This window comes from Emticicia fontis, from assembly GCF_054779675.1.
The window spans coordinates 350,811-376,987 of record NZ_BAAGXU010000064.1 but is presented as its reverse complement, the minus strand read 5'-3'; the positions used below and the strand labels follow the sequence as shown (position 1 = coordinate 376,987).

Here is a 26,177-nt window from a genome sequence, read left to right as displayed (position 1 = left end):
CACATAATTTATATAGGCAAGTAAGTAAATTAAGAGAAAAATTTGTTTCATGGAAAAATGTTATAAAGTTAGTTTGGGTTTAGAATATATTATTCGGAATGGTAAAGGGAATTAGCACAATTGACTGATACTAATTCCCTGATTTAATCTTTACTATCAATTGCATCCACCAATTTCAGCCAGAAAAACCGTTCCATTATCGGCCTTAAAGCCTGGATTCAATTCCATGTTCTTTGCTTTATAGCTGACATTGGCAGTGCCTGTAATTTTATTGGTTGCACTTATCTTTCCGTTTACACTTGAAGCAGTTTTCAGAATAATTCCAGATGTATAATCGTCTGTTGGGCTTGAGAGGGTTTCTGATGCTGCAACAGAACCAAAACTTACAACCGTAGTTGCTGCATTTGCACAACCATAACTATCGATAATGCTTACTGAGTAGGTTCCGGGCGTTGTAACGGTTATGCTCGGAGTTGTTTCCCGACCGGGATACCAGACTACCGCATTTATAGGCGACGTAGACGGCACTTGCCAGGTTGGGCTATTCACAAAAGTTGCGTGATTATTATTAGTGGTGGCGTCTGCTGTGGTTGTGCCTGTGCCTTCATCAAATTTATAATACGCCACCAGCCCGGTGCTATTGGTGGCAATGGTAGTGTTTCTGTTAGCCTGTAATTCAGCTTGTGTTCTGGCTATGTTCCATAACCTTAGTTCATCCATCGTGCCATTGAAATGATTACACTGGCAGTAAGTTGGCTGTTGTCGGCCAATATTCATTTCTCCCGTATCCTGTAAAAATCCTGTAGTGGCTGTTCCGGAAGCAACTCCGTTGATATAAAATGTGAGTGTCCCACCACTTAGGGTAATAGCTACATGAGTCCACGTATTTTCGGGAACGGAAGCGGTAGAATAGAACCATGTATGAGGGTTTTTCTGGTAGAAACCCATTTTATTGGCATTGCCATTGGCATTTAATGACCATAAAAAGTCATAATCGCCCTTATCAATAATTGTAACGTTTGTTCCTGAATAATTCACCCAGGCTTCTATGGTAGCAGTAGTACCCAGATTAATACTGGCACTATGCGGAACAGTAAGATACTGGCTATTAGCTTTTACAAATGAGAGCGAATTGTTACTGGCTATATTTGAGTTTAAGGTAACAGGCGCTCCATTACAGAGTGCTAATGGGCCGGCAGGTGTAACAGTGGGTGCTGGTGGTGCCGGTAGTGCAACAGTTGTGACGGCAATGCTTGATAAAGTCGGACAACCATAGGTCTTTGTTAGTGTGGCACTATAAGTTCCGGCCGATGCAACAGTTATGCCCGGGGTTGTTGCGCCACCCTGAGACCACGCATAGGTCGTAAATATACTCTGCCAGCCCGGACTGTTTACTAACGTTCCATTGTTACCATTGCCTGTGGCATCTGCCGTGGTTGTGCCTGTACCTTCATCAAATTTATAATACGCCACCAATCCGGCACTATTATTGGCAATAGAGGCTGACGTATTCTCCTTAATCTGGGTTTGTGTTCTTACTATGTTCCATATCCGTAATTCATCCATTGTGCCGTTAAAATGATTACACTGACAGGAGGTTGGTTGTTGTCGGCCGATATTCATGGCTTCAATATCCTGTGCAATTGTCACACTACCTGTTCCTGAAGCAATTCCGTTAATATAAAAGGTGAGCGTTCCGTTATTGAGCGTAATGGCTACGTGGGTCCAGATATTCTCCGGAACAGGGGCTGTGGAGTAAACCCATGTCGTATTTTTATTAAAAAACCCCATCTTGTTATTATTGCCATTGGCATTTAATGACCATAAAAAGTCATAGTCGCCTTTATCTATAATGGTGCTATTAATCCCCGAATAATTTACCCAGGCCTCCATGGTGAAAGTAGCTCCCAGATTAATACTCGAACTATGCGGAACTGTGACATACTGACTGGTGGCTTTTGTGAATGAAAGTGCATTGTCTTTTACAACGTTTGGGGTTAAAGTAACTGCACCACCTTCACAAAGTAATCCATTGGTTGTAATCGGAGGTCCTTGTTGTGGCGGAGTGATAGTAAAGGTAACGGGCGTACGGCAATCAGACAGGTTAGTTTCTGCCACATAAAAAGTAGTAGCACCTACGGTTGAAGTATTAGGCAGGCCAGATCCGGGTACACCCACAGGATTGAAAACAGCGCCTGCTGCTAATGAAGTTCCTCCGGATGGGTTTGCATACCATTGGAAGTTCTCTTTTACGAATACATCCTGCGAGCTTTTCAGGGTAAATGTTCCGGTTACATTATTGTCATATGTACTGACAACCAAAACATAAACTGAGCCTTGCACCAGAGCTCTGGACAGCGATGATCTATAGCCGGCACCTGAATCATCATCTCCAACCAGAAAGTTTGTAGCAGGAGAAGCCGGATTAAATAAGGTTTGATATAAAGTAAGGTATGTATCATCTTTTCCCTGACCTGTTAAGTTGGCTGAGGTAATCTCAAAAAAGGTCTTACCACTTGTCTGAGCCACAAATGTTATGGTTTTGTAGTAAACTGCCGTTCCAACGGCACTGGCACTATAAAAAGTTATTCCATCTCCGTCTCCTCTCTTATAGGTAGGGCCTGTAGTAATAGTTCCGCTTATTGTATTAGTATAACTTTGAGCCAGCAGACCCTCGCCGGCTTGTAGAGTGCCCCCTTTACATATAGCATAAGGGTATGTTGGGATACTCTGTGGAGCAACGATAACTGTAATTGGTTGTGTACCACTACAGGTAGTTACAGGATTTAATGAAAAATAATAAGTTACTGTAACAGGCGAAGCGGTAGTATTAATCAGTATTTCACTGATTGAAGCCGAATTACCACTTGATGCCGCATTACTGATACCTGCCACTACCGGGCGTGTCCAACTGAATGACACTCCGTTAGTAGCACTTGTGGCAGTGTATGAAAACGTGGTGTTTGAACAAATCTTATTAGATATGAGTGACGATAATGAGGGTTCTACAATCGGTGTAAAATCCTCGAAAACTTCACGGTCATCTGAAGATATTCCTGTTGAAGCATATTTGCCCAACCCCCTTCTGGCAAAAGCACGACTGATAGCACAGCGATAACGACCATTGAATAAAGCCTGATCTGCTGCCAGAATCGCATCACGTGCCTGTACAAAACTCGGGCTACAGGGTTGTAAACGCAAGCCTTCATTGACTAGTTTTAAAGCGGCTAGATTACCAACCAGATTACCTGTATTATGAATATCAGTTACTATCTGATTATCCTGCATGATAATCTCCCAGGTCATATCCCAAAGCATGGTCGCCCAGATTGAGCCTATCGCATGCGGAATACGATAATTAAGGTCTCCTACTCTGCCATAAGTTACTAAAGGGTTAACGTTTGCCATATCATACGAATAGGGATATGTGCGAATACCTACACCAGTTGTAGTTTGCCCTAATGCATAAGTGCCTATTCCTCTTGAAATATTGGCACTGGCAAGATTTGGGCTAAGGGATGACCAGTTGGTAGTAAGCATCAATGCCAGGTAATCACTCCACCCTTCTCCACCTTGCTCGGAGTTATTAAGGCAACTACTATTTGCCGGCCCACCGGTTAGCCTGATTGACCACCCATGCCCATATTCGTGCGCTATTATGCCATTATCGAAATCGCCATCAGGCTGATAGCCTCCGGCATTGCTCCAGAGGTACATTTGCATACGCCCACTTGTACCATCAACGGGGGTAGTAAAATAGGCGTTGTTTGTGCCACCCCCATCTTGTGCATCGGCATATACAAAATCGTTTCCTGCACCGCCTCTGCCCATATTATCTTTCTGAAAATTCCCACTGGGCTCATCAAACCCATATTTGTACAATACATCATGAATCAGGTTATTCCAATAAAACAGATTCGTGATAGCTGCATTCTGATTTGCTCCTGAAGTAAAAACACCTTGCGAATAATCATAATCAAATTCTAATGTGGCAGAAGTGGGGCTTGCTCCTGTACCATCATTATGATTCCTGTCTTCCTGAGCCCAAACATTATTTCCTCTGGTGGTGGTGTAGCTTGTTGTTCCATCATGATGCCAGCCATTGGTATCACCCGGGCCTGTTCCTGCCGATACAAAGCGGGTATATGGTTTTTCAACAATCGTTCTGCTTCCATGATTTGGGCTTTCGAGGGGAATGTCAAATACATTATAGCTACTGTCAACCGGAGCAATACTGATTTTTTTGAAATCGAATATGCCTGAATGGTGCATTGTTTCCTCTTGTGCGTGCGTGTGCGGAACCCCAAAATCACAATGGATTACTTCATCAATTGTTTCTAATATCCTACCCGATTTTGCATCAACATGGATACTCCATCGGTTTTGTAAATCTTTAGTTGAGAACCTGACATTCCAGGTCAGCGCAACCGCTTTTCCTGAAGTATCAGCGCTTCTTTCAATTGGTAACCAGTATAGTTTTACCTCAATATTTTCGTTTGATAACTGGCTGTCAAAAAAAGTGGCTTTGTTGGTAATGCCTGATGGAAGCTGCGAGGTACTCAGGGTTTGAACAGCCTGCAAGGCACTCATAGTCATATTCTTACTGGCAGCAGCTTTTTGCAATGCTTCAATGGGTTGGAGCTGTATTAACGTATTGGATGGAATTTTTGAGGTCAGGTTCTCCACAAAGCTGTTCCCGACGTGTATTACCTCATTGCCTTTCAGTGCAACATTTAACATTCCATTGAAGACCTCAATGTCCTGGTAAGTCTGGTTGAAATAGATATGATACCAGCCTGTAGAGGGTGAAAGATAGGCACTTGAAACTGCCATATCGTTGATGTCAAGTTTGGTTAACTTATACTTTCCTGTATTATTTGCCAGATAGTTCTTAGCAGTAGTAATTTGGGTATTATTGATTTGCTGACTATAGGCAACACTCCCTAAAAGACAGTAAAGTGTAACACAAACGGCAAATAGTTTTTTTCTCATAGTTAAATTTGAAATTGATTTCCATTGAAATAACAGTTGATGTTCTTGATAGAAATTGGTTAAAGTTACTTATTCTGAAACAATCCAGTATCTATACCTTTTACTTTTCTTCTTGAGACTCGAATTTGTTCTTTATTTTTTAACTCAATTACCGCAAAACTGCCCGTTTGAGTTTTATCCACAAATTTTGAAATAAATGATTGATTGACTACAAAAGAGCGGTTAGGGCGAAAGAAGAGAAAGTCTTTCAGACGTTTTTCAAGAATACCAATATTCGTCGAGCTTAAGATTTGTTTCCCGTCTACCAGATAAATAATTGTATAGTTACTATCTGCTTTGAGCATCATTATATTGGTAGGAGAAATTTTTTCATAACCACCAATCTTAATTAAATCTTTGTTTTTCATGGTCTTTGTTTAGGTTTACTATCCGAGTCAAAACAGCTAAACATTTATATATAGTCATAAGCATGTTTATATACTAAAATTGACGCATCAAATTTAAAACTTGAAGTAGTTTTGATGTTAGTTTATTTGTTCAATCACTTAGTATATTGTTGCAGACATAAATTATTCAATCAAATTACCAGACTTTGTTTAAAATACGCAGAAAAACAGAGTAGAATGAAGCCATTAAGCTGAAGATTATTTTGGGTAGATTATCGGGCCGGAAAGGTCAAATTTTTTCAGAATTTCTTCAAATCTTTTATCGCCATGAAGGATATTGTAGATAGGCATTACCTTCAAATCAGTAGGAATTGTGCCTGTTTTTGCTTTTTTTTGCAGATAATAAAGGGCATGCTCTTTATCATCTAAACCCATATAAATCATTGCCAGAGCCGGATAGTTTTCAGACTTATCTGCTAAAGAGGCTAGATAATTATTTACCTCTCTTACCTCTCTTAATCTGGCTTTACAATAGAAAATAAAATATTCAATTATTTTGACTTCGGGATTGAGCGCGCGAGCTTTATTGAACTCCTTCAAAGCTAAAGAATAATCCTTTTTTGCTATATAAGAATCTCCCCTCACCCAATAGTAAACCCATGAGTCATTGAAGAGCAACTCCGCATCTTTAATACTTTTTTCAGCAAGTTCTAATTTCCTCCCATATATACAATTAACTATATGCCCCGCGAAAATAACAGGATGGAGCGGGTCTAAACTAACAGCTTTAGTGCTATATCTGATAGCTTCGGCTAGTTGTCCGGTTGATCTCAGCATCAAACTATACCAATAATTTACTAGAGCATTATTCGGCTCATATTTTAGGGCAGTCAGATAAGCGTCATTGGCTTGTTTCCATTTATTCTTATCTCGGTAAATATGCGCTAATGCCGAATAAGCTATAGCATTTTCTGCATCCAATTTTATAGCATTCTGTGCATTTTGTTCGGATAATTTAATAGAAGCTTCAATATCTGAATAATGACTATCTGCCATCAGAAAATATGCCGTTGCCCTTTCGGCATAAGCTGCTGCAAAATTGGGGTCAAGTGCAATAGCCTTAGTGAATTTCAATAAACTTGCCTGTATTTTTTCTTTGCTTCGTGATTGCATCAACTGTCGCCCCTGCAAATATTCATTATACGCAGACAAATTTTTTGTTGGTATTTTATTAAGTTTCTGCGCAAAGCCATTATTTAGTTTCTGATTTAACTCACCCGCTATACCTTCTGCCACCTGACTCATATAAGTAAATACGTCTTTGGTATCACCATTATACTTTTTTGCCCATACTACCCTGCTATCTTTCGAATTAATCAATTCAATAGTAATACTCAATTGTTTATCAATTTGTAGAACGGCTCCTTCTAATACAAAACGTACCCCAAGTTCACGGGCAATCTGAGCTATATTTTTTTGCGTATGCAAGTATTTATTAGATGAAGCCGTAGCAATCACTTTCAGGTCATCAAAAGAAGCCAGTGAATTATGAATATGTTCCATAATTCCCTCGCTGAAATAATTAGTAGTAGAATCGCCTAAATTTTTAAATGGCAGAATAGCAATAGAATTGTCTGTGATTCCGGTCGGAAAGTTGCTATCAGGTATTTCTCTTGATAATGATCTCGAATAAGTTTGCCAAAAATAGACACCTGAAATACTCAATAATAGAATACCCAAACCTGTAACAAAGTAGATAAATTTTCGTTGTCTTTTCGAAGTATTGATAGCTTTAGGAGCTGGTTTATCTGCAATGCTATTCTGAAGAACTCCAAGTTCAGATTGTTGATAATTTTTTCTATATTCGGTAGGACTAAGACCAAACTCCTGCGTGAAATACTTACTAAAATTCTGTGGACTATCTATCCCTATTTTATAGGATATTTCAGCAATTTTAAGTTCACTACTGACCAATAATTCTTTGGCTTTAAGCAGCCTTCGTCTGCGGATATATAATGAAGTAGAAAGATTAAAGTGTTCTTTTAAGATACGATATAACTGTGACCTGCTGATACCCAATTCCCGACAAATATCTTCAATAGAAAAAGAGGAATTATCAAAATTATTTTCGAGTACTCTATCAAGCTTTTCTATCAACACTTTTTCGGCATTTGTCATATTCACTTCAATCAATCAAAGTATTTTACAGATAAGCTAACGGTTTAAACATATACAAAAATAAATAAATTTGTTCGATATAAAGCAAAAGCTTTTGTGAATCTTAGAAAATACGAAAAAAGGCAATATTCTTCAATAAATAAAGTCAACCGTTAAATAATTAATACAATAAGTGCCTTAGGTAAAAGCTATACTATATTCTAATTTTGATTACAAATATCTTTTGCCTATGAAAAAGTACTTCTTTCTGATTCTTACATTTTTCTATTTTTCGTTTCCCTCTTTTGCTCAAAAAAAGCTTTATCTGCCCGATAATTCGTTCAGATTCGAGCTTGCCAGGTTTGCTATGCCTCTTTTCAAAAAAGAAGAAATAATAGGTGTGATTAAAGATTTTTTTCTGGTTAGAACCAGCATAGGGAATAGTCTGACCTTATTATTAGTGGATAAAGAAGGGAATATTATTGAAAACTTTGAAGGTAACTGGTTATTGCCTGAAAACTGGCAGGAAGAAAACAGTTTTTGGTTATATCAACCCTCGCAATCATTTTCCGATCCAACTCCAACTATGGTCAATATATTAAAGTATAATTTTTCTACTAGAAAGAGAGAAATAAAAAGTGTCGAAATACCAGAATACTATCAATACTCTGAGTTTAAACCAACTATTATTGGTAATTATTTTTCATGTCTTAATATACAAAGAGAAATATTTTTATTTGAATTTGCTACTGGAAAGCTCACTAAAATTTCCACCCGAAATCATCAGATTATAAGCTTTAATTTAGATACTACAACTAAAAAAGTTAATATCTTTGAGATGGTAAACGGCTCACAAGATGTAACTGTAAAATTCTATCAGTTACCCATTGCTGATGAGATTGATTTTAACAAATATCTAAAATGGGCAAAAAAAAGCCAAGATTTGAAAGTCAGTAGATTTCATGATACTACCTCTCCTAATATCAGTTTTACTTCTTCAAATGAATTTATTATCAAATATGCCAAATTCGAAGATACTTTGACTCTTGCGGCTAAGTATAATTTAGAAGGAAGAATTATATCAAACTTCCGATTAATGGAGACTCAGAATTTAGCATTTATTACTAATAACATAGGGAATGATTATTATCAAATAAACAACATTGAAAATACATGGTATTTAACCAACTCAGGTTTAGCAACTATCATCTATCAAACAAGTGGTCCGGAAAAAGTACTTAATCTCAAAAACCACTATTTACTCCAGAGTCCAGATGATTTACAGACAACCTCAAATAAATCTTTTGTATTTTCTGATAGCGCCAATACCTTAAGAACGGTCAACGCTCGAGATTTAAGTATTCAAGAACATCCTTATAAGATTCAGGTAGCCCAAAAAAGTTATAACATAACAAAAGTACAAACACTGGCAGATAGCAGTTATTGGGTTTATTATTACTCGCCCAATGGCACTTATATTAAATATAACAATAACGATGAAGAGGTTTATCGTACGCCAGATTCACTTCATATTTTAGCAGGAACCAATAGTTTTTATCAACTAAATGATACTGATGTTTTAATTGCGACCTACAGTATGGGATCAACTGATGATTGCAATAATTGCATATATATTATAAACAACTACTTAAAAGTTGACGGTAAAAATCAAAGCATCTTGCTAGACACCAAGAAGTTTTTTCAGGGTAAGCCTATCTATTATTATGATGTAGTAAGACAGCATTTTTATGTAAAAACCGATTCATTAATCAGATACACTTATGACTTTAGAATTGACTCAACTTTTCGAATAAAAAAGAACATTAAAGTAGGTTCTATGCTGGTAAGCAAGCAAGGAAATATTTATCTCGGCCAGACATTCTTTTCTTATGATATTGATAGCCTTTATAAACTGGATTCAAAAGGGAAGGTGCTTTGGCGCAAAAAATATATTTTAGGCGAGAGCAATGCCTATACTACAATTCCCGGTGGAGCATTCTATGGAGGCTTATATCCAATATTTAATAAAGATAGTATTATTATTTGGGGTAACCTTACTTGTGGCGAAGGATGCTACACTAGCAATAATATAGCAATAACTGAAAATGATAAATTGGTCAAACTCTCTTATCTTGATAAACTTGAAAATAATAGCCCAGCTTATTCTTTTATCAATAAATATGGTGTTTTTATGAAAAATTATAACACCTTTCTGGTCTACAACTCTACTAAAAATTCTATAGATAAAGATACTAATACCTCAATAAAATTTACAACCAACTACAATTCTATTTATGAACTTGATGTATTACCCAACCAGGACTTATTAGTCATTGAATCTAATAATCTCAAAAAATACAGCTATAAGAAAACCGTATGGGCTACTATTAATAATCTTGAAAAAGAACGAGAAAATTATTCTTTCGGCTTTTGGACTTTATATGCGAAAGATGCCATAAACAAGTCTATTAAACTAGATATTTTTGTTTCAGATAGTTCTCAGGCTATTCTAAAACTTGTCCCTGAAAACGCTGATGTAGCCTATATTAATGATCAAACCTTGTTTTTTACTGGTAAAGAAGGCACAGTGGCTGTATATGCACAATCCATAAATGGTGGTGAACCTTATTTAAGCCGTGAATTTACAGTTCAAAAAGGGAATCCTCCTTTCTCAATAAGTGTTGAAGGAGAGGTAATATATCCTAATCGTCCGGTTGTAGTGCGATTCGAATCTACCGAGAATATAAGTTTTAAGATTGATTCAGTCCAAGGTTCTTGTCAGCTGCAAGAAGGTAAGATTGTGGGAATCTCTCCTTTTTCTGAGAATTGTTGGGTATCTTATAGTTGGACAGGAACTGATATTTATACTTCAGGTAGTAGCATACTTTCCGTAGACGTACTTGACTACTTATTCATAGCAGACGAAGATATAGCAAACAACACAATACTTTTTCCTAATCCACTAACTCAATATATATTAAGTATAAAAAGTCCCAGAGAAAGTATAGAACGCATCAACATCACAAACGTACAAGGACAAAAAACAGAATTAGTTATGCTTCAATCTAATTTCGAAAAGGGTCGGTTTGTTTCTAACTTTGAAATTAGCAAAAACTTCAGTCCAGGAACTTATATAATTGAATTATTAGATAATAAGGGAATAATAATAAAAAAGGAAAAGCTAATTATTAGCCGGTAATGTTGATATAAAAATAGCCGCTGATAGTATCAACGGCTATTAAGCATCTATTTCATTTAGCTATTATTCAATCTCTAGTGCACCATTACCTACATTCTCAAAGATTATCTCACCGTCGCTATCCAATTCCATCATAATCACAGAATCTTTATGTACTTTTCCGGCTAAAATATCTTTTGAGAGTTCATTCAGAATTTTGCGTTGTAATACGCGTTTCAAGGGTCTTGCGCCGAAACTCGGATCATATCCCTCGTCTCCTAACTTAGCTAATACCTCTTCAGTTGCTTCCAAGGTTATGCCTTGCTCTGCCACACGCGCTTGAATCTGTTTGAACTGAATACTGATGATTTTATGTAAGTTATCCTTAGTTAAAGGTTCAAACAATACAATTTCATCAATACGGTTCAGGAACTCAGGTCTTACAAAGGTTTTTAGCTGGTCTAATACCGCATTTTTGGTTTCTTCCAATATTAAGTGATAATTCCAGTTTTCGATTTCGGCAAATTTTTCCTGAATAATATTACTACCCATGTTTGAGGTCATGATAATAATGGTATTCTTGAAATTGGCCACGCGACCTTTATTATCGGTCAGACGGCCTTCGTCGAGCACCTGCAATAAAATATTCCAAACGTCTGGGTGAGCCTTTTCTATTTCGTCGAGCAAAACAACACTATACGGTTTGCGACGAATAGCCTCTGTTAATTGTCCCCCTTCATCATATCCAACGTATCCCGGAGGGGCTCCCACCAAACGGCTTACAGCATGGCGCTCCTGATATTCACTCATATCTATTCTGACCAGTGCATTATCATCATTAAATAGATATTCTGCAAGCGCTTTTGCCAATTCTGTTTTACCTACACCCGTAGGCCCCAGGAATAAGAAACTACCAATCGGGCGTTTAGGGTCTTGCAAGCCTGCACGTGAACGACGCACGGCATCGGCTACTACTGTGATGGCTTCGTTTTGCCCGGCTACACGATTGTGTAATTCTTTTTCGAGGTGTAATAATTTCTCACGTTCGCTTTGTAGCATCTTAGCCACCGGAATTCCGGTCCACTTAGCTACTACCTCAGCAATATTTTCAGCTGATACTTCTTCATTTAATAAGGTTGAATGGGTATTATCAGCTTGTTTCTGAATGTCGTTCAGTTTATTATTGGCTTCTAATAGTCTACCGTATCGTATCTCTGCTACTTTTCCATAGTCACCTGCACGTTCGGCCTGGTCAGCTTCTAATTTCAATTGCTCGATTTGTTCTTTCAACGAACGTAATTCATTGATTGAGCCTTTTTCGTTTTCCCATTTAGCTTTTAACTCATTGCGTCTTTCGCTTAAATCGGCAATTTCTTTATTCAGAATACTTTCTTTGTCTTTGTTATTCTCACGACGAATTGCCTCTCTCTCAATCTCTAATTGCATAATCTTCCGATTCAATTCGTCTAGTTCTTCTGGCATTGAGTCCATTTCCAGACGTAGTTTAGAAGCAGCTTCGTCCATTAAATCAATGGCTTTATCTGGCAAGAAACGGTCTGAAATGTATCTGTCTGATAATTCTACGGCAGCAATTACGGCATCGTCCTGAATACGTACCCCGTGGTGTAATTCGTATTTTTCTTTGATACCACGTAAGATTGAAATAGCATCCGGTACATTTGGTTCGTCTACCATTACTGATTGGAAACGACGTTCTAAAGCTTTATCTTTCTCGATGTATTTCTGATACTCGGCAAGAGTAGTTGCACCAATGGTATGTAATTCACCACGTGATAAGGCCGGTTTTAATAAGTTGGCTGCATCCATTGCACTCTCACCGCCTGCACCCGCGCCAATCAGGGTATGAATCTCGTCAATAAACAATACCATCTCTCCTTCTGAATCTGTTACTTCTTTGATAACTGCTTTCAGACGTTCTTCAAATTCACCTTTATATTTTGCTCCTGCAATCAATAAACCCATATCTAATGATACAATGGTTTTTGATTTCAGGTTTTCGGGTACGTCGCCTGAAACTATTCTTTGTGCCAGCCCCTCTACAATTGCTGTTTTACCTACACCTGGCTCGCCTAAAAGAATCGGGTTATTTTTGGTACGGCGTGACAATATCTGCAACACACGACGAATCTCCTCGTCACGTCCGATTACGGGGTCAATTTTGCCTTGACGGGCTAAATCATTCAGATTTTTGCTGTAGCGTGCAAGGGCTTGATAAGTGTTCTCTGCGTTTTGGTCTTTCACTGGATTGTTTTTACCTCTTAATTCTTGTATAGTGGATTTTAGTTCTTTCTCTTTAAAGCCGACCTCTTTCATCAAGTTTGCTACGGAGTCTTTTCCTGCTACCAAACCCAGATAAAGTAGTTCGACACTTACAAACTGGTCGTTAAATTCTTTCAGATAGCTCTGAGATTTTGCCAGCGCTGCTGATAAATCATTACCTAAGTATGGTTGTGCGCCACTCACTTTCGGATAGCCGTTGACAATACTCTCCAATCGATTTGTGAATAAGTTTTCATTCACATTCAACTTTTTCAATAAAAAAGACGATGTATTGGCGTCTTCTTCTAACAATGCTTTTAACAAGTGTCCGGTTTCAACTGCCTGTTGCATATTGCCCTGAGCGATCTGAACAGCCTGCTGGATAATCTCCTGAGCTTTTATGGTATATTGATTAAAATTCATCTTTCAACAATTTTGTATTTGCATCTCTATCAACAAAAAATGTGCAGATAGATTGTTTTCGGAAAAATTGACAGGAAATAATACTTTTTACATAAAACAGAAAGACAAAAAGACAGTTTTTCGTGAATATTCTTACAATTTTTGCATTTTTGGCACTTATTTCAGATTGATATGCTTTTCGACGATACATATACCACCATAAAACAAGCCACAGAGGCATTATTTAAAGATAGAGGAAGTAAGTTTTTGGCTTTCGCTTATCCCATTACCAATGAACAAGAGGTAAAAAAGTATTTAGATGCGCTGCGTGGACTACACCCTAAAGCAAATCATCATTGCTATGCGTATCGACTAGGTATTGAAAGAAGCCAATTCAGAGTAAATGATGATGGAGAACCATCAGGTTCGGCAGGTAGGCCAATCTTAAATGTATTGTTATCGAAGGATGTGACTAATATTTTAGTGGTGGTGGTGCGATACTTTGGTGGAACTCTATTGGGTGTGCCCGGTTTGATTAATGCCTATAAATCGGCAACTATAGAGGCTCTGGCAGAAGCGGAAATGATACAAAAGACAGTAAATGATGTATATGAAATAAGCTTCGATTTTGAAGCAATGAATGATGTAATGAAAGTGGTAAAAGAGTTTGGTTTGAAAATCAGTAACCAGAATTATGACAACCGTTGTGCATTGACAATTGAAGTAAGAAAATCTACCCTGAACCAAGTATTGTCAAAAATGGAAAAGATTGATAATATCAGCACAAAATACTTATCTACCTTATAAAACTACTTTCTTTACAGGCAAAAAAAAAGCAAGACAAAATCCTGCTTAGTTTTTCATTATTTAATTTATAGTTTGTTAGAAGAGTCTTGCAAACGCAACTGCTACAAATACAAAGATAGATGCCCACATAGGTACACGGCGTGCTTTGTAAACAGCTACTTTAAATACTTTAAGGTATTCTAATCTTAGCCATACTACTACGGCTAGCAACAAAAACATCACAGCACTAGAAAACTTAAATGCCATCACATGAGCTGGATTCGTTGAGAAATAAAGGTAAATATTTACCAATAAAAGTAGGGTTCCTAGGAGACCAAATACTTTAACTGTCCATGTGTAAGTTTCTTTGTCTATGTTATTTCTCATGATTTTGTTGTTTGATGTACAAATGTAAAATAATTATTAAGTATTTGTCAAGTATTTTTAAATAAATTTTGTCAATTTATAATATCACCAAATAATATTCTGGCACACTTCTAAATTATGTATCTTTTAATATTAGAATAGTACAATAATTATTTTCACAAATCAGCAAAATTATGTTAAGAAAATAAGCTTTATATCTAAAAAAGTTGCAAATCTTACAAAATCATGTATTCAAGACATTGCAAGTATTTATATAAAAGAATATAATTTTTTTAAGATAATGCTATAGAAGTGCTGTAAAACGATTTTCTAAATCGTTTCAAAAAATTCAGCAATTGCAAGAAGAGAAAAAATCGGGCTGAAGATATTCTATTGAAAGAATGCAGGGTTTATGGATTCCTGCCATTTGAGAAAGCACTTATATATAAGCTTAAGAAATGGGCAGTTTATAAACAAAAAACAATAGCAATTCATGCAAAAACATGAATGCTATTGTTCTATAGATTAGGGCTGAATGAGAAAATATTATTTGTTATCTTCTTGAACTGCCTTTTCGATATTATCTTTTACTTCGCGAGAAGCATCTTTGAATTCACGGATACCTTTACCTAATCCACGAGCTAATTCTGGAAGTTTTTTAGCTCCGAAGAAGAAAAGGACAACTACTAAAATCAAAACCATCTCTGTTGTTCCAAGACCAAACATGACGTAATTAGTTTAAATGTTTTCTACAATAATTTAACACAAATATAAACGAAATTCGAACAACTAAAAAATTAAATTCCTCTTAAATACCTTACTCCGGCTGAGGCACGGCTTTTTTCCATTGTTCAAATTTTTCAAGTTCATCACTGATACTTTTAATAATAAACATCAGCAAAGCGACATCGTCGGCAAGGCCGACGTAAGGCAGGAAATCTGGTAACAAATCGATTGGGGAGATAAAATAGATAAATCCGGCAACGACTTTTAGCAGATTCGGTAATTCAATATTTCTATATTCGCCTGTTGCATAGGCTTTTAATAATCCACCTAATAAAACAACTTTGTCTCGCAGTACATCAAACGTCGCCCCTACTCCTAAGCTTTGTACTTTGACAAGCGCACTTTTTAAAAGTTTAAGCAGGCTACCTGCATTTTTTGCCAATCTTGGGGCTTTTTTCAAAGCACTTTTATAAAAGGCTGATTCTAATACTCTGATAAGCAAGTTTTTGGTGTCTGATGCCATTTAAGTTTTTATAAATCTTTATTTACTAATATAAACGTTAAATTTACAAAAAAAGGTAAGGCTTTAAGAAAAAATACAAAAAAAACGTTTAAAAACCTTGTATTATATTAGTTTTGTCCAATAAATTTGGGGCAAAATTTCTTAGCTACCGCTTAAAGTACTTATTCTTATTGCATATAAAAGAAAAAAGCCCCGATTAGTTCATAATCAAAAGTTGGTAGCTCAATTATTACATTTATTTATTTAAAATATTTATGAAACTTCATGTAAATAAATTACCCCAAAACATGAGATGTTTCCAACCAAACAAGCTCTGCTAAGGGCATTTATGGGGTATTATTATCAAATGAAAGTAACCGTAGTTGGTGCAGGTGCTGTAGGAGCAACCACCGCCGATAACATCGCTCGCAAACAGATAGTTGATGAAGTAGTATTGCTAGACATCAAACCAGGAGCAGCAGAAGGGAAAGCAATGGATTTGATGCAAACGGCTTCATTAGAAGGTTTTGATACTAAAATAATCGGCTCAACTAATGATTATGCCAAAACAGCAAAATCTGATGTGGTTGTTATTACTTCTGGTTTGCCTCGTAAACCGGGTATGACTCGTGAAGAATTGATTGGTATCAATGCGGGTATCGTGAAAAGTGTAGTTACTCAGATTCTTACACACTCTCCAAAAGCTATTTTATTAATTGTATCAAACCCAATGGATACAATGACTTACCTTGCATTGCAAGTAGCTCAGTCAATGGGTGTGAACAAAAAACGTGTGATTGGTATGGGTGGGGCGCTTGACTCTTCACGTTTCCGTTATTATTTATCACAAGCGATGGGTGTTTCTCAAGGAGATTTACACGCAAACGTAATTGGTGGTCATGGTGATACAACTATGATTCCATTGACGCGTCTGGCTACCTGGAATGGTATTCCGGCAAGTAGATTTATCTCTAAAGAAGCTTTGGCTAAAGTTGCTGCTGATACAATGGTTGGTGGTGCTACTTTAACAGGTCTTTTAGGAACTTCTGCATGGTATGCACCGGGTATTGCCTCTTGCTCAATGGTAGAAGCAATCATCCGTGACGAAAAACGTATTGTACCGGCATCAGTTTCATTGAATGGTGAGTATGGTCAGAAAGATATCTGTTTAGGTGTGCCGGTTGTTTTAGGCAGAAATGGTTGGGAGAAAATCGTTAACTATCGTCTGAATCAGGAAGAGCAAGCAGCTTTTGCAAAATCGGCTGATGCAGTAAGAAACATGAACAATGTTTTGAGCACTTTGAGCATCTAACCGGCTAACAGAACATACGATTTATTACTGATTTTTTATACAAAAAATCTCGTAGTATAATAACTGCGAGATTTTTCTTTTCTAGAAGCAATTATTGAAACAAAACAATAAATTTGTTGTTTTTATTCTTAAATTTGATGTAAAAGTATGTTTAAAATTTATTTTCCGACTGAAAAGAACATCTTTTCCAGCTATACCGCGTTGCATTTTTTCGATGTTGCTGCCGCTTCGGCGGTCCGATGGCTACATCTGCAAAATGCGCCCGCGCGACGTCCGCTTGTCTAGCTAAAAAATCTTATTCTTTTCAATCAGAAAAACAAAATTTAAACACATGCTAAGAATCCTAATATAAAAGCTATATCCCTAATTGTTTCTATAACCGTGCTTACAAATGCTTGACAAGAATAACTTTATCGACTTCCTGAACAATCCGCAGTCGTTAAGTCTTAACGATATTATGCTCATGGAAAATATGACCAAAAAGTATCCATATTTTCAATTGGGCTATACAATGATTGCTAAAGGAATTTACACCAAAGCCCCAGAAATCGCCCATGATGCTATCCGCAAAGCTGCCATCTATGCATTAAGCAGAAATGCACTTCGCAAAGTGATAGAAAATGATATTGACTGGAACGCCAATATTACTGCCAGATTAATTGATACACCCATTGAAGTTAAATTTTCGCCTGATTCCATTGAGGAGGAACTAAACCGTGAAAAGTTGGAAGAAGAACTGATAGAATCTATTGCCAAGCCTGCTCTACGTAATATACAAGAAGAACAACTGGCGCTTATTGAGCAATTTATAAAGAAAGAACCCCGTATTCAGCCTATACGTACAAACATTCCTCCCGAAGAAGTGGAGGATCTGAGTGAGCGTAGTACAACTATGAAAGGGCCGCTTCTGACAGAGAGTTATGCCAAAATTTTATCCCGCCAGGGAAGATTTGAACAATCTATAGAAGTTTATCATAAACTTATTGCAAAAAATCCCGAAAAAAGTACTTACTTTGCAGAAAAAATAGCAGAATTAGAAAAGAAGATTCTCTGATAAAGAGGCGCTTTTTCGAGATAAATCATTGGTCAATTTAATTTTTATTTGAAAAGATGTACACTACAATCTTAGTTTTGATGGTTATTGTTGCCATTTTATTAGTTTTAATCGTATTAATTCAAAATCCAAAAGGTGGTGGCATATCAAGCGAGTTTAGTGGTGCTGGTTCACAAATGTTTGGTGTGCAACGTACAGGGGATTTATTAGAACAACTTACTTGGGGTTTCTTTGCATTTATCATTGTAGGTGCTTTGGTTTCAGGTATTTTTATTGACAAAAGCGGTACTGCCGGTACACAAGACAATGGCCTGAATGTTGAAAAAACCCAGACTCGTCCTGCAGCTACTCCAGCACCGACACAAGCCCCAGCAACTGCTCCGGCTCAAACTCCTGCCAATACAACTCCAGCTCCTGCTCAACCGCAGAAATAAGCGTTTTAAAGGATATTTAAAAAGCCCTGATAATCTGATTATCAGGGCTTTTGGTTTTTATAATGTCTTGATTAATATCTTTAGCTTTTAGGTTATTCAATTGAATCTGCTTTCGCCTTTTGCTCATTTTCCTGTTTTAATAAGGCAATCTCCTGCGCCAGTTTAGTCATATTCTTTTGCAGCTTTGAATTGACTATAGATAGGTGCAAAAGATAAATCAATATAATAAAGATAAAGCCCGTAAAAACCAGATTGGGTGCTTCGTATACCCCAAACAACTTTGAAATTACTTCTAGTCCATTTCTCCAGATAGAAAAAACTGCCAGAAAAATCGTACAGATTAACCATACAATCGCATATTCCTCCCGCAATTTTCCTTTTACTATCAGATAAGCAATTGATAAAATGAAAAAGAAATTGATGACAATGGTGATAATCTGGATACGTGCCATGGTGTGATTGATAATGTAGATTTAAAAATAATAGAAGTAAATTTAAAAAAAATACATTTAAAAGCGTCAGAAATAATAAAGGGTATAGAAACTGCTTTCTATACCCTTTATTATTTTTTTTATAGCTTCACTTATTCGTAACGAAGAGATTCGATAGGATCTAATTTTGAGGCTTTATAAGCCGGATAAATTCCTGAGATAATACCAACCACTACACAGACAATAATTCCCATCATCATCCATCCCCAAGGCACAATGAAACTACTTTTCTCACTAATCAGCTTGGCAATCACGTTCCCGACGGATATACCGAGTATAATACCGCCGATTCCACCCAGGATACAAATTACAATGGCTTCCATCAGGAATTGTAAACGTATTTTGAATGGTGTAGCACCAATAGCTTTTCTGATACCAATCTCGCGGGTACGCTCTGTTACTGATACCATCATGATATTCATTAGTGCAATTGCCGCACCAAGCAAAGTGATAGTTCCAATCCCAAAACCTCCTATTCTCAGATAGCCTGTTACATCTTCAAAATCTTTGGCTAAAGCGTCTGAACGCTCCATTTCAAATGATTTAGGCTTACTGATAGGATCTTTCCGCACACGTCGCATCACAGCCTCAGCTTCGCCCATAATATAATCCATATCTGATACATTAGGTACAGAGGTAGTTATATCAAAAGTTAATGTTCTGTTACCTGCAATCTGGCGGCCAGTTTCTAAAGGTACCAGAGCTACACGGTCGTCTCCTCCCCCATTGATACTTCCTTTTTTCTCCATCACACCGATTACCTTAAATCTTAAACCAAGCAAGGTAATATCTTTATCAATCGGGTTTTCTTTCGGGAATAATAAACTGGAGAGCTCATTCCCCAAAATCACTACATTATTCGTAAATTCAATGTCATTCTTATTAATATCTCTACCTGCTTGCAATTTGTAACCTTTAATTGTCAGGAAATCTTCATCAATTCCACGTATCAATGTATTTGGGTTGGTTTTGATTGATTTATACTTCAATTGTGCTGCCCCTGCTACATTCGTATATATACTGATAGTAGCAGGCGTTTTGCCCTGAAATAAAGTCTTGTATAATTTAGCCTGACGATAATCTATAGGCGGAAAATCTTTGTCCTCCACTCCCCCACTTCTGCGTCTCCACATTCTTGGGCCTTTAATATCAAACGAATTGGCTCCTAAGCCCGCAAAACTATTATCTACCGAACTTTGCATGCCATCTATGGCCGTCAGGATACCAACCAGCGAGGTAATACCAATGGCAATAATCAATGCAGTAAGCACTGTACGGAGCATATTTCCTTGTATAGACCGAAGTCCTTCCCGGACGTTTTCTTGTAAATTCATTTGATACTCGCTTAAAAAATGGAGAGAACAGAGTGCTGCCAGAGGCATCATTTATATTTACAAAGTTCCATAAGAGTTTTGAAACCTACAAACCAATGAGATATTTGATTCAGCCGTTTATCATTATTTTCGGACGAATCGTCTCTTTTCTATCGAAAGCAAGGCTTCATTTAATACTTTTAAATAAAATTAACCAAAATAAACCGAGAAACACTTAATTTAGGTATTTCAAATAACCTCATCTAACAAATTTCTTTCATGAAAAAAACTACCCGTTCTCTTTTAGTTGGTATCATGCTTTCTGGTAGCTTTAGTTTTGCCCAAAACAAAGAGACCTCGAAAGACCCTGTTATTGCCAACATTATTAAGGAAGAAACAGAAAACTCTCAACTAGAAAAAATTGCTCATGAATTAATGGACGGCATAGGCCCGCGTCTGGTAGGCTCTCCACAAATGCAACAAGCGCATGATTGGGCAGTTGCCAAGTACAAAGAAATGGGAATCCCGGCCAGAAATGAGAAATGGGGTGAATGGCGCGGCTGGGAAAGAGGCGTGTCGCATATTGATATGGTTTCGCCACGCGTGAAATCATTAGAAGGGATGCAATTGGCCTGGAGCCCAAGCACCAAAGGCAAGGAAGTTGTGGCTGAAACGATTATTATTCCTGATTTGGCAGATTCACTGGCATTTCAGAAATGGTTACCAAATGTAAAAGGTAAATTTGTAATGATTTCGATGAATCAACCAACTGGTCGCCCTGATTATAACTGGGAAGAGTTTGGTACGAAAGAATCATTCGAGAAAATGAAAGCCAACCGCAATGCCCAGACAGATGCCTGGACAAAACGCATCAGCAAAACTGGTTATACAACCCGTACCCTTCCGGTGGCTTTAGAAAAAGCCGGAGCTGTAGGAGTTGTGATGTGTTATTGGTCTAAAGGTTTTGGTGCGAATAAAATTTTTGGCGCAAATACTAAAACTGTCCCAACCATTGATATTTCGGTAGAAGATTATGGGCTTTTATATAGATTAACAGAATCGGGTATTAAACCGAAAATCAGTGTTCGCGCTGACTCTAAAGAACTAGGTGTGGTGCCAACATTCAATACTATTGCTGAAATTAAAGGAACTGAGAAACCTAATGAATATGTAATGCTATCAGCTCACTTTGATTCCTGGGATGGTGGTACTGGTGCAACAGATAATGGTACAGGCACAATCGTGATGATGGAAGCGATGCGTTTATTGAAGAAATATTACCCTAACCCTAAAAGAACCATTCTGGTAGGCCATTGGGGAAGTGAAGAACAAGGCTTAAATGGTTCCAGAGCTTTTGTAGAAGATCATCCTGAAATTGTATCAAACCTGCAAGCTTTGTTTAATCAGGATAATGGTACTGGCAGGGTTGTAAATATTACAGGACAGGGTTATTTACACGCGTATGATTATATTGGCCGTTGGTTATCAAAAGTACCAGCTGATTATAAAAAAGGTTTAGAGACCCGTTTCCCTGGTGCACCAGGTGGTGGTGGGTCAGACTTTGCTTCTTTCGTAGCAGCAGGTGCTCCCGGCTTCTCATTAAGCTCATTGAACTGGTCGTATGGTACTTATACATGGCATACAAACCGTGATACTTATGACAAGATTGTTTTTGACGATGTGCGTAATAACGCTATTCTGGCGGCTATTCTGGCGTATCAGGCAAGTGAAGACCCTACGAGAACTTCGACAGAAAAAAGTATTTTACCACTTAACGAAAAAGGAGAGCCAGGCACATGGCCTGCTAAAAGGTCTCCAACACGTAAAGGCGGTTTAGATTAATAATTGTAAAGGCCTGTGATGCACATCATAGGCCTTTTATTTGGTTTAATTTCTTCTCAATTAATCTTCTCTCTGGCTCTGAAATAACCAGACTTAAGGCTTTTTCATAGCATTGTTGGGCTAAAGTAAAATCTTTTAACTCTCCATATAAATCTCCCTTTGTTGTCTGATATATGTAGTGCTGGCTCAGATTTTCTATTTTTCCCAGGTCTTCTAGTGCTGTTTGTGCTCCATACACATAACCTTTTACAATGGCTATATTCAGGCAAATAAATGGCGTAGGCTTTATATCTGCTAATAGATTGTATAATCTTAAAATTACTTCCCAATTGGTTTTTTCAAAACTTTCAGAAGAAGCATGATAGGATGCAATAGCAGCTTCAAGATGATATTCACTGATTTCATTACCGGCCGACGATCTTCTGAAAAACTCATAGGCTCGTGAAATCATGAAATTATCCCATAAACTCCTATCCTGATCTTTCAGTAAGACAATGGCTCCTTTTTCATCAAGTCTTGCAGGAAAACGTGCCACCTGAAAGCACATGAGCGCCAGAAGTGCATTGGTATTGGGAAGATTCGTTAATTGATTTCTGGTTAAAAGCAGACCAATTCGAATGGCATCTTCGCATAAATCATGTCTGATTAGCTGGTCTGAATGCGAAGAACTATAACCTTCATTAAATATCAGGTAAATAATTTTTAGTACTACTTCCAGCCGAGCGGTTAATTCTTTTGATTGAGGGACTTCTAATACGATATTCTCACTTCGGATTTTTTCTTTTGCCCGATACAACCGCTTATTCACAGTATCTTCACTTATCAGGAAAGCCCGCGCAATTTCAGAGGCATTCAAACCTCCCAGAGTTTTGAGACTTAGTGTAATCTGCGATTCTAAAGCAATTGAAGGATGGCAACAGGCAAATAACATTCTAAGCTGGCTATCTTCTATTTCGTCAGATAAAAATAGTTTACCTAATGTATTTTCCTGCTGTTCTGATAAATAAGTTAGTTCCTGACTGATTTCGCCAAATAGTTTTTCTCTCCTTAATAAATCAAGTGCCTGATTTTTAGCTACTCTATACAGCCAAGCAGATGGATTATCAGGTATTTGGGTTCGCCATTCCTTTAAGGCTTTCAGGAGTGTATCCTGCACTATATCTTCTGCAATCTCTATACGGTCAAAACCAAACATACGAGCTAAAACAGCAGTCATCTTTCCCGCTTCGTGGCGAAAAAGATGACTAACTAATTGATTGATATGCTCGTATTTACTGCTTTCAGTCAATATTATTCAAAATTCTGGATCGGTCTTACTTCTACTACACTTTCATAGTCGTACATTGGGCACCCTTTTGATAGTTCAATGGCTTCTTCAATTGAGTCTGCTTTCAAAAGCATATAACCGCTTACAATTTCTTTAGCTTCAGTATAAGGGCCATCTGTTATGATATGACTTGTCCCTTTTACACTCTTACCTGTAGGGTAAAGTGCATCGGTAGCTATCAGTTTGCCCTGTGCAGCAATTCCACCAATCCAGGTGTTCCATTTTTGTAATTCCGCCTGCATGTCTTCAGGTGAAAAATTTTCATACATTGACTCGACTTGCATTTCGTTGCGGAAGATAAGCATAAATTTTTCCATGATTCTGTAATTTTAAACGGTTAATAAATTAAATTTTGCTCTGAAGACGAATCAATTTTTAAGTTTAGGACAATCATAAGAAAAAAAAAATTAAATTGCTTAGTTGATGAATCTGAAAATAATGTCATCATCCAATATGGCTATCTTTTTTTCGTTTATTGGTATAAAGATTGCTGTAATATTTCAAATTAATCCGGTTTTGCCCATGAAGAAATTAATAATTTTAATATGTTTTTCCATTTCGTTTGTCTCTCAGGTATTTGCCAATAAAATCCTGATTCCGATGGACGAGAGTCAAAAAAACCACCTGAAAGCCTACGGTATTGCATTCTGGCTGTTGAAAGAACATGGAACAGAGGTTGAATGGCTATTGAATTTCAGAGGTGGGAGTTTCTTATTTGAAGCATCTCAAAGTTATATCAATGAATGTGTAATCAGAGGTGTGAGCTATGAGACTATCTCAGATGCTGAATCGCAATCGATTTTAGCACAGATTGCCTCACCTGATGCGAATATGGATGCCGTAAAGTTGAATAAAGCGCCTAAAATAGCGGTTTACTCACCAAAGACTACCCAGCCCTGGGATGATGCCGTGACATTGGTTTTAACCTATGCAGAGATTCCTTACGATAAGATATTCGATGAAGAAGTATTAGATAATAAATTACCTGAGTACGACTGGTTGCACCTGCATCATGAAGATTTTACAGGGCAATTCGGTAAATTTTTACGTATGCGTGGACAGGCGTGGTATCAGGAGCAAAAGCAGGAAGCAGAAACTATTGCCCGAAAGTATAATTTTCAGAAAATCCCGGATTTGAAATTAGCAGTATCAAAAAAAATACGTGACTTTGTGTTGGGAGGTGGCTATATGTTTGCCATGTGTAATGCAACGGATACTTTTGATATTGCTTTAGCTGCAGATGGTATTGATATTGTAGAGTCTCCTTATGATGGTGATGGTGCAGATCCTAATGCGGATAAGAAGCTGAACTTTGAAAACTGTTTCGCTTTCCAGAACTTCAGATTATATATGAATCCTTATGAAATGGAATTTTCAACGATTGATAATCAACAGGAAGAACGCGGGGTAAATGAAACAAATGATTATTTTTCTTTATTCCAGTTTTCCGCAAAATGGGATCCCATTCCTACGATGCTTACCCAAAATCATGCAAACCTTATCAAAGGTTTTATGGGGCAAACAACGGCCTTCAAAAAGCAATATATTCAACCTGATGTAATTACTATGGCTGAAAATCGCTCTTTGGGCGAAGCACGCTATATTCATGGCACCAAGGGTAAAGGTTTCTGGACTTTCTATGGTGGTCATGACCCAGAAGATTATCAGCATTATGTAGGAGAAGAACCAACAGATTTGAATCTTCATCCCAATTCAGCAGGTTACCGATTGATTCTAAATAATGTTTTATTTCCTGCCGCAAAGAAGAAAAAGTTAAAAACTTAATAGAAATTATTAAAAATGCCCTTAAGATTAATCTTAAGGGCATTTTTGTATCAATTATTTGAGTTAAGCTATTTCTTTCTTAATTTTCTTGCCTCTGTTTTTTGCCCATTCTTCTGCTTTTGAAGTGCCAATTGCAATTGCTGAACCTTCTTCTCTACCGTCTTCTAATAAAGCATTGGCAATTTCAACCGCTTTATTTCTGACAGGTGCCGTAAGATTTTTCATCGACGGCGGATAATCTGATTTTGACCAAGGCATAGTTGTATTCGTTAAGAGAACACTTATTACTCTCATTCTTACATTTTATCTGTCAATTTTTCGATTCTTTCCGCCTCTTCTTTATGATGATTCAAAGTTGGAAGCGTCTTGGAAGCAAATGCTTTTAAATCTGCATCGTTACCTTTGTCAGCTAGTTTCTGGAACTTATCAATATCTTTTTTATGGTCGTCTACCATTTCGTCCATATATTTTTTGTCGAAATCTTTACCGCTTTTTTCAGAAACTTCATTTAATGTTTTTTGATGTGCATCTGGCAAAGTAGTTGGTAGAACGATATTTTTATTACTTGCTAAGGTTTTCAGTTCATCGTTTGCTTTTGAATGATCGTCAATCATCATTTGCGCAAATTTCTTAACTTCAGAAGAAGTAGCTTTTTTAACAGCCACTTTTGCCAACTCCACTTCAAACATTCCACCACCGGCCAAATCGACCACTAATTCTGCGTCATCTTTCTGGGCACTAGCTACTGAATCTGTTGGAGCAGTGGCATCAATCGCTTCGTTGTTTACTTGTTCTGTTGAATCTTTAGAGTCTTCGCTTTTATTTGAATTACATGATGTCATTC

Annotated in this window: 20 protein-coding genes; 7 read left to right on the top strand and 13 right to left on the bottom strand. The window is 37.3% G+C overall.

Going from position 1 to position 26,177, the window contains the following annotated elements; all coding sequences use genetic code 11:
• Positions 1-156: 156 nt before the first annotated feature.
• The 3 genes from ACYVFA_RS25400 to ACYVFA_RS25390 all read right to left on the bottom strand — a co-directional run bounded on the left by ACYVFA_RS25400 (position 157) and on the right by ACYVFA_RS25390 (position 7,562).
• Positions 157-4,992 carry a M36 family metallopeptidase gene (locus tag ACYVFA_RS25400; RefSeq protein WP_460474667.1) on the bottom strand — a complete coding sequence of 1,612 codons (4,836 nt, stop codon included), beginning with the start codon at positions 4,990-4,992 and terminating at the stop codon, positions 157-159.
• 65 nt (positions 4,993-5,057) lie between these two features.
• Entirely contained in the window at positions 5,058-5,399 is a 342-nt protein-coding gene (locus ACYVFA_RS25395; protein ID WP_460474666.1) for a LytR/AlgR family response regulator transcription factor, read from the bottom strand.
• A gap of 237 nt (positions 5,400-5,636) precedes the next feature.
• Positions 5,637-7,562 carry a helix-turn-helix domain-containing protein gene (locus tag ACYVFA_RS25390; protein ID WP_460474691.1) on the bottom strand — a complete coding sequence of 642 codons (1,926 nt, stop codon included), beginning with the start codon at positions 7,560-7,562 and terminating at the stop codon, positions 5,637-5,639.
• 223 nt (positions 7,563-7,785) lie between these two features.
• Here ACYVFA_RS25390 and ACYVFA_RS25385 point away from each other — a divergent pair, with 223 nt between their 5' ends.
• A complete protein-coding gene (locus ACYVFA_RS25385) occupies positions 7,786-10,734 on the top strand; it encodes a T9SS type A sorting domain-containing protein (protein ID WP_460474665.1) in 2,949 nt (982 codons plus the stop codon).
• A gap of 63 nt (positions 10,735-10,797) precedes the next feature.
• On the opposite strand, the gene clpB is transcribed toward ACYVFA_RS25385, so the two are convergent.
• The gene (gene clpB, locus ACYVFA_RS25380; protein WP_460474664.1) at positions 10,798-13,416 is read right to left on the bottom strand and encodes an ATP-dependent Clp protease ATP-binding subunit; all 2,619 of its coding nucleotides are present in this window, start codon (positions 13,414-13,416) and stop codon (positions 10,798-10,800) included.
• Positions 13,417-13,587: 171 nt separating this feature from the next.
• Between clpB and ACYVFA_RS25375 the strand changes: the two genes are divergently transcribed.
• Positions 13,588-14,202, top strand: a complete 615-nt coding sequence (locus ACYVFA_RS25375; protein ID WP_460474663.1) for an IMPACT family protein — start codon at positions 13,588-13,590, stop codon at positions 14,200-14,202.
• Positions 14,203-14,277: 75 nt separating this feature from the next.
• On the opposite strand, the gene ACYVFA_RS25370 is transcribed toward ACYVFA_RS25375, so the two are convergent.
• The 3 genes from ACYVFA_RS25370 to ACYVFA_RS25360 all read right to left on the bottom strand — a co-directional run bounded on the left by ACYVFA_RS25370 (position 14,278) and on the right by ACYVFA_RS25360 (position 15,796).
• Complete coding sequence (locus ACYVFA_RS25370; protein ID WP_460474662.1) at positions 14,278-14,568, bottom strand: hypothetical protein; 291 nt, start codon at positions 14,566-14,568, stop codon at positions 14,278-14,280.
• Between the two features lie 525 nt (positions 14,569-15,093).
• On the bottom strand, positions 15,094-15,273 hold the full coding sequence (locus tag ACYVFA_RS25365) for a Sec-independent protein translocase subunit TatA/TatB (RefSeq protein WP_460474661.1): 180 nt from the start codon (positions 15,271-15,273) through the stop codon (positions 15,094-15,096).
• A 91-nt stretch (positions 15,274-15,364) separates the two neighbouring features.
• Positions 15,365-15,796 (bottom strand): YkvA family protein, encoded by a 432-nt coding sequence (locus tag ACYVFA_RS25360; RefSeq protein WP_460474660.1) that lies wholly within the window; start codon positions 15,794-15,796, stop codon positions 15,365-15,367.
• A gap of 346 nt (positions 15,797-16,142) precedes the next feature.
• On the opposite strand from ACYVFA_RS25360, the gene ACYVFA_RS25355 reads away from it, so the two are divergent.
• From ACYVFA_RS25355 to secG, 3 genes are all read left to right on the top strand, one after another.
• The gene (locus ACYVFA_RS25355; protein ID WP_460474690.1) at positions 16,143-17,087 is read left to right on the top strand and encodes a malate dehydrogenase; all 945 of its coding nucleotides are present in this window, start codon (positions 16,143-16,145) and stop codon (positions 17,085-17,087) included.
• Between the two features lie 391 nt (positions 17,088-17,478).
• Complete coding sequence (locus ACYVFA_RS25350; RefSeq protein WP_460474659.1) at positions 17,479-18,141, top strand: hypothetical protein; 663 nt, start codon at positions 17,479-17,481, stop codon at positions 18,139-18,141.
• Positions 18,142-18,197: 56 nt separating this feature from the next.
• Positions 18,198-18,575, top strand: coding sequence for a preprotein translocase subunit SecG (gene secG, locus ACYVFA_RS25345; RefSeq protein ID WP_460474658.1), 378 nt, complete (start codon positions 18,198-18,200; stop codon positions 18,573-18,575).
• A gap of 92 nt (positions 18,576-18,667) precedes the next feature.
• Here secG and ACYVFA_RS25340 read toward each other — a convergent pair whose 3' ends face one another.
• Both ACYVFA_RS25340 and ACYVFA_RS25335 read right to left on the bottom strand, forming a co-directional pair.
• Positions 18,668-19,027: a DUF2304 domain-containing protein gene (locus tag ACYVFA_RS25340; protein ID WP_460474657.1), complete on the bottom strand. Its 360-nt coding sequence runs from the start codon at positions 19,025-19,027 to the stop codon at positions 18,668-18,670.
• Positions 19,028-19,158: 131 nt separating this feature from the next.
• Positions 19,159-20,400, bottom strand: coding sequence for an ABC transporter permease (locus tag ACYVFA_RS25335; protein ID WP_460474656.1), 1,242 nt, complete (start codon positions 20,398-20,400; stop codon positions 19,159-19,161).
• A 258-nt stretch (positions 20,401-20,658) separates the two neighbouring features.
• Here ACYVFA_RS25335 and ACYVFA_RS25330 point away from each other — a divergent pair, with 258 nt between their 5' ends.
• Complete coding sequence (locus ACYVFA_RS25330; RefSeq protein ID WP_460474655.1) at positions 20,659-22,221, top strand: zinc-binding metallopeptidase family protein; 1,563 nt, start codon at positions 20,659-20,661, stop codon at positions 22,219-22,221.
• 25 nt (positions 22,222-22,246) lie between these two features.
• Here ACYVFA_RS25330 and ACYVFA_RS25325 read toward each other — a convergent pair whose 3' ends face one another.
• Both ACYVFA_RS25325 and ACYVFA_RS25320 read right to left on the bottom strand, forming a co-directional pair.
• Complete coding sequence (locus tag ACYVFA_RS25325) at positions 22,247-23,509, bottom strand: RNA polymerase sigma factor (protein ID WP_460474654.1); 1,263 nt, start codon at positions 23,507-23,509, stop codon at positions 22,247-22,249.
• A gap of 2 nt (positions 23,510-23,511) precedes the next feature.
• Positions 23,512-23,865, bottom strand: a complete 354-nt coding sequence (locus tag ACYVFA_RS25320; RefSeq protein ID WP_460474653.1) for a YciI family protein — start codon at positions 23,863-23,865, stop codon at positions 23,512-23,514.
• Positions 23,866-24,070: 205 nt separating this feature from the next.
• Between ACYVFA_RS25320 and ACYVFA_RS25315 the strand changes: the two genes are divergently transcribed.
• Positions 24,071-25,333: an asparagine synthetase B gene (locus ACYVFA_RS25315; protein WP_460474652.1), complete on the top strand. Its 1,263-nt coding sequence runs from the start codon at positions 24,071-24,073 to the stop codon at positions 25,331-25,333.
• A gap of 63 nt (positions 25,334-25,396) precedes the next feature.
• Here ACYVFA_RS25315 and ACYVFA_RS25310 read toward each other — a convergent pair whose 3' ends face one another.
• On the bottom strand, positions 25,397-25,627 hold the full coding sequence (locus ACYVFA_RS25310; protein ID WP_460474651.1) for a DUF2188 domain-containing protein: 231 nt from the start codon (positions 25,625-25,627) through the stop codon (positions 25,397-25,399).
• 2 nt (positions 25,628-25,629) lie between these two features.
• A partial coding sequence (locus ACYVFA_RS25305) for a DUF4142 domain-containing protein (RefSeq protein ID WP_460474650.1) occupies positions 25,630-26,177 on the bottom strand: 548 nt, incomplete at its 5' end.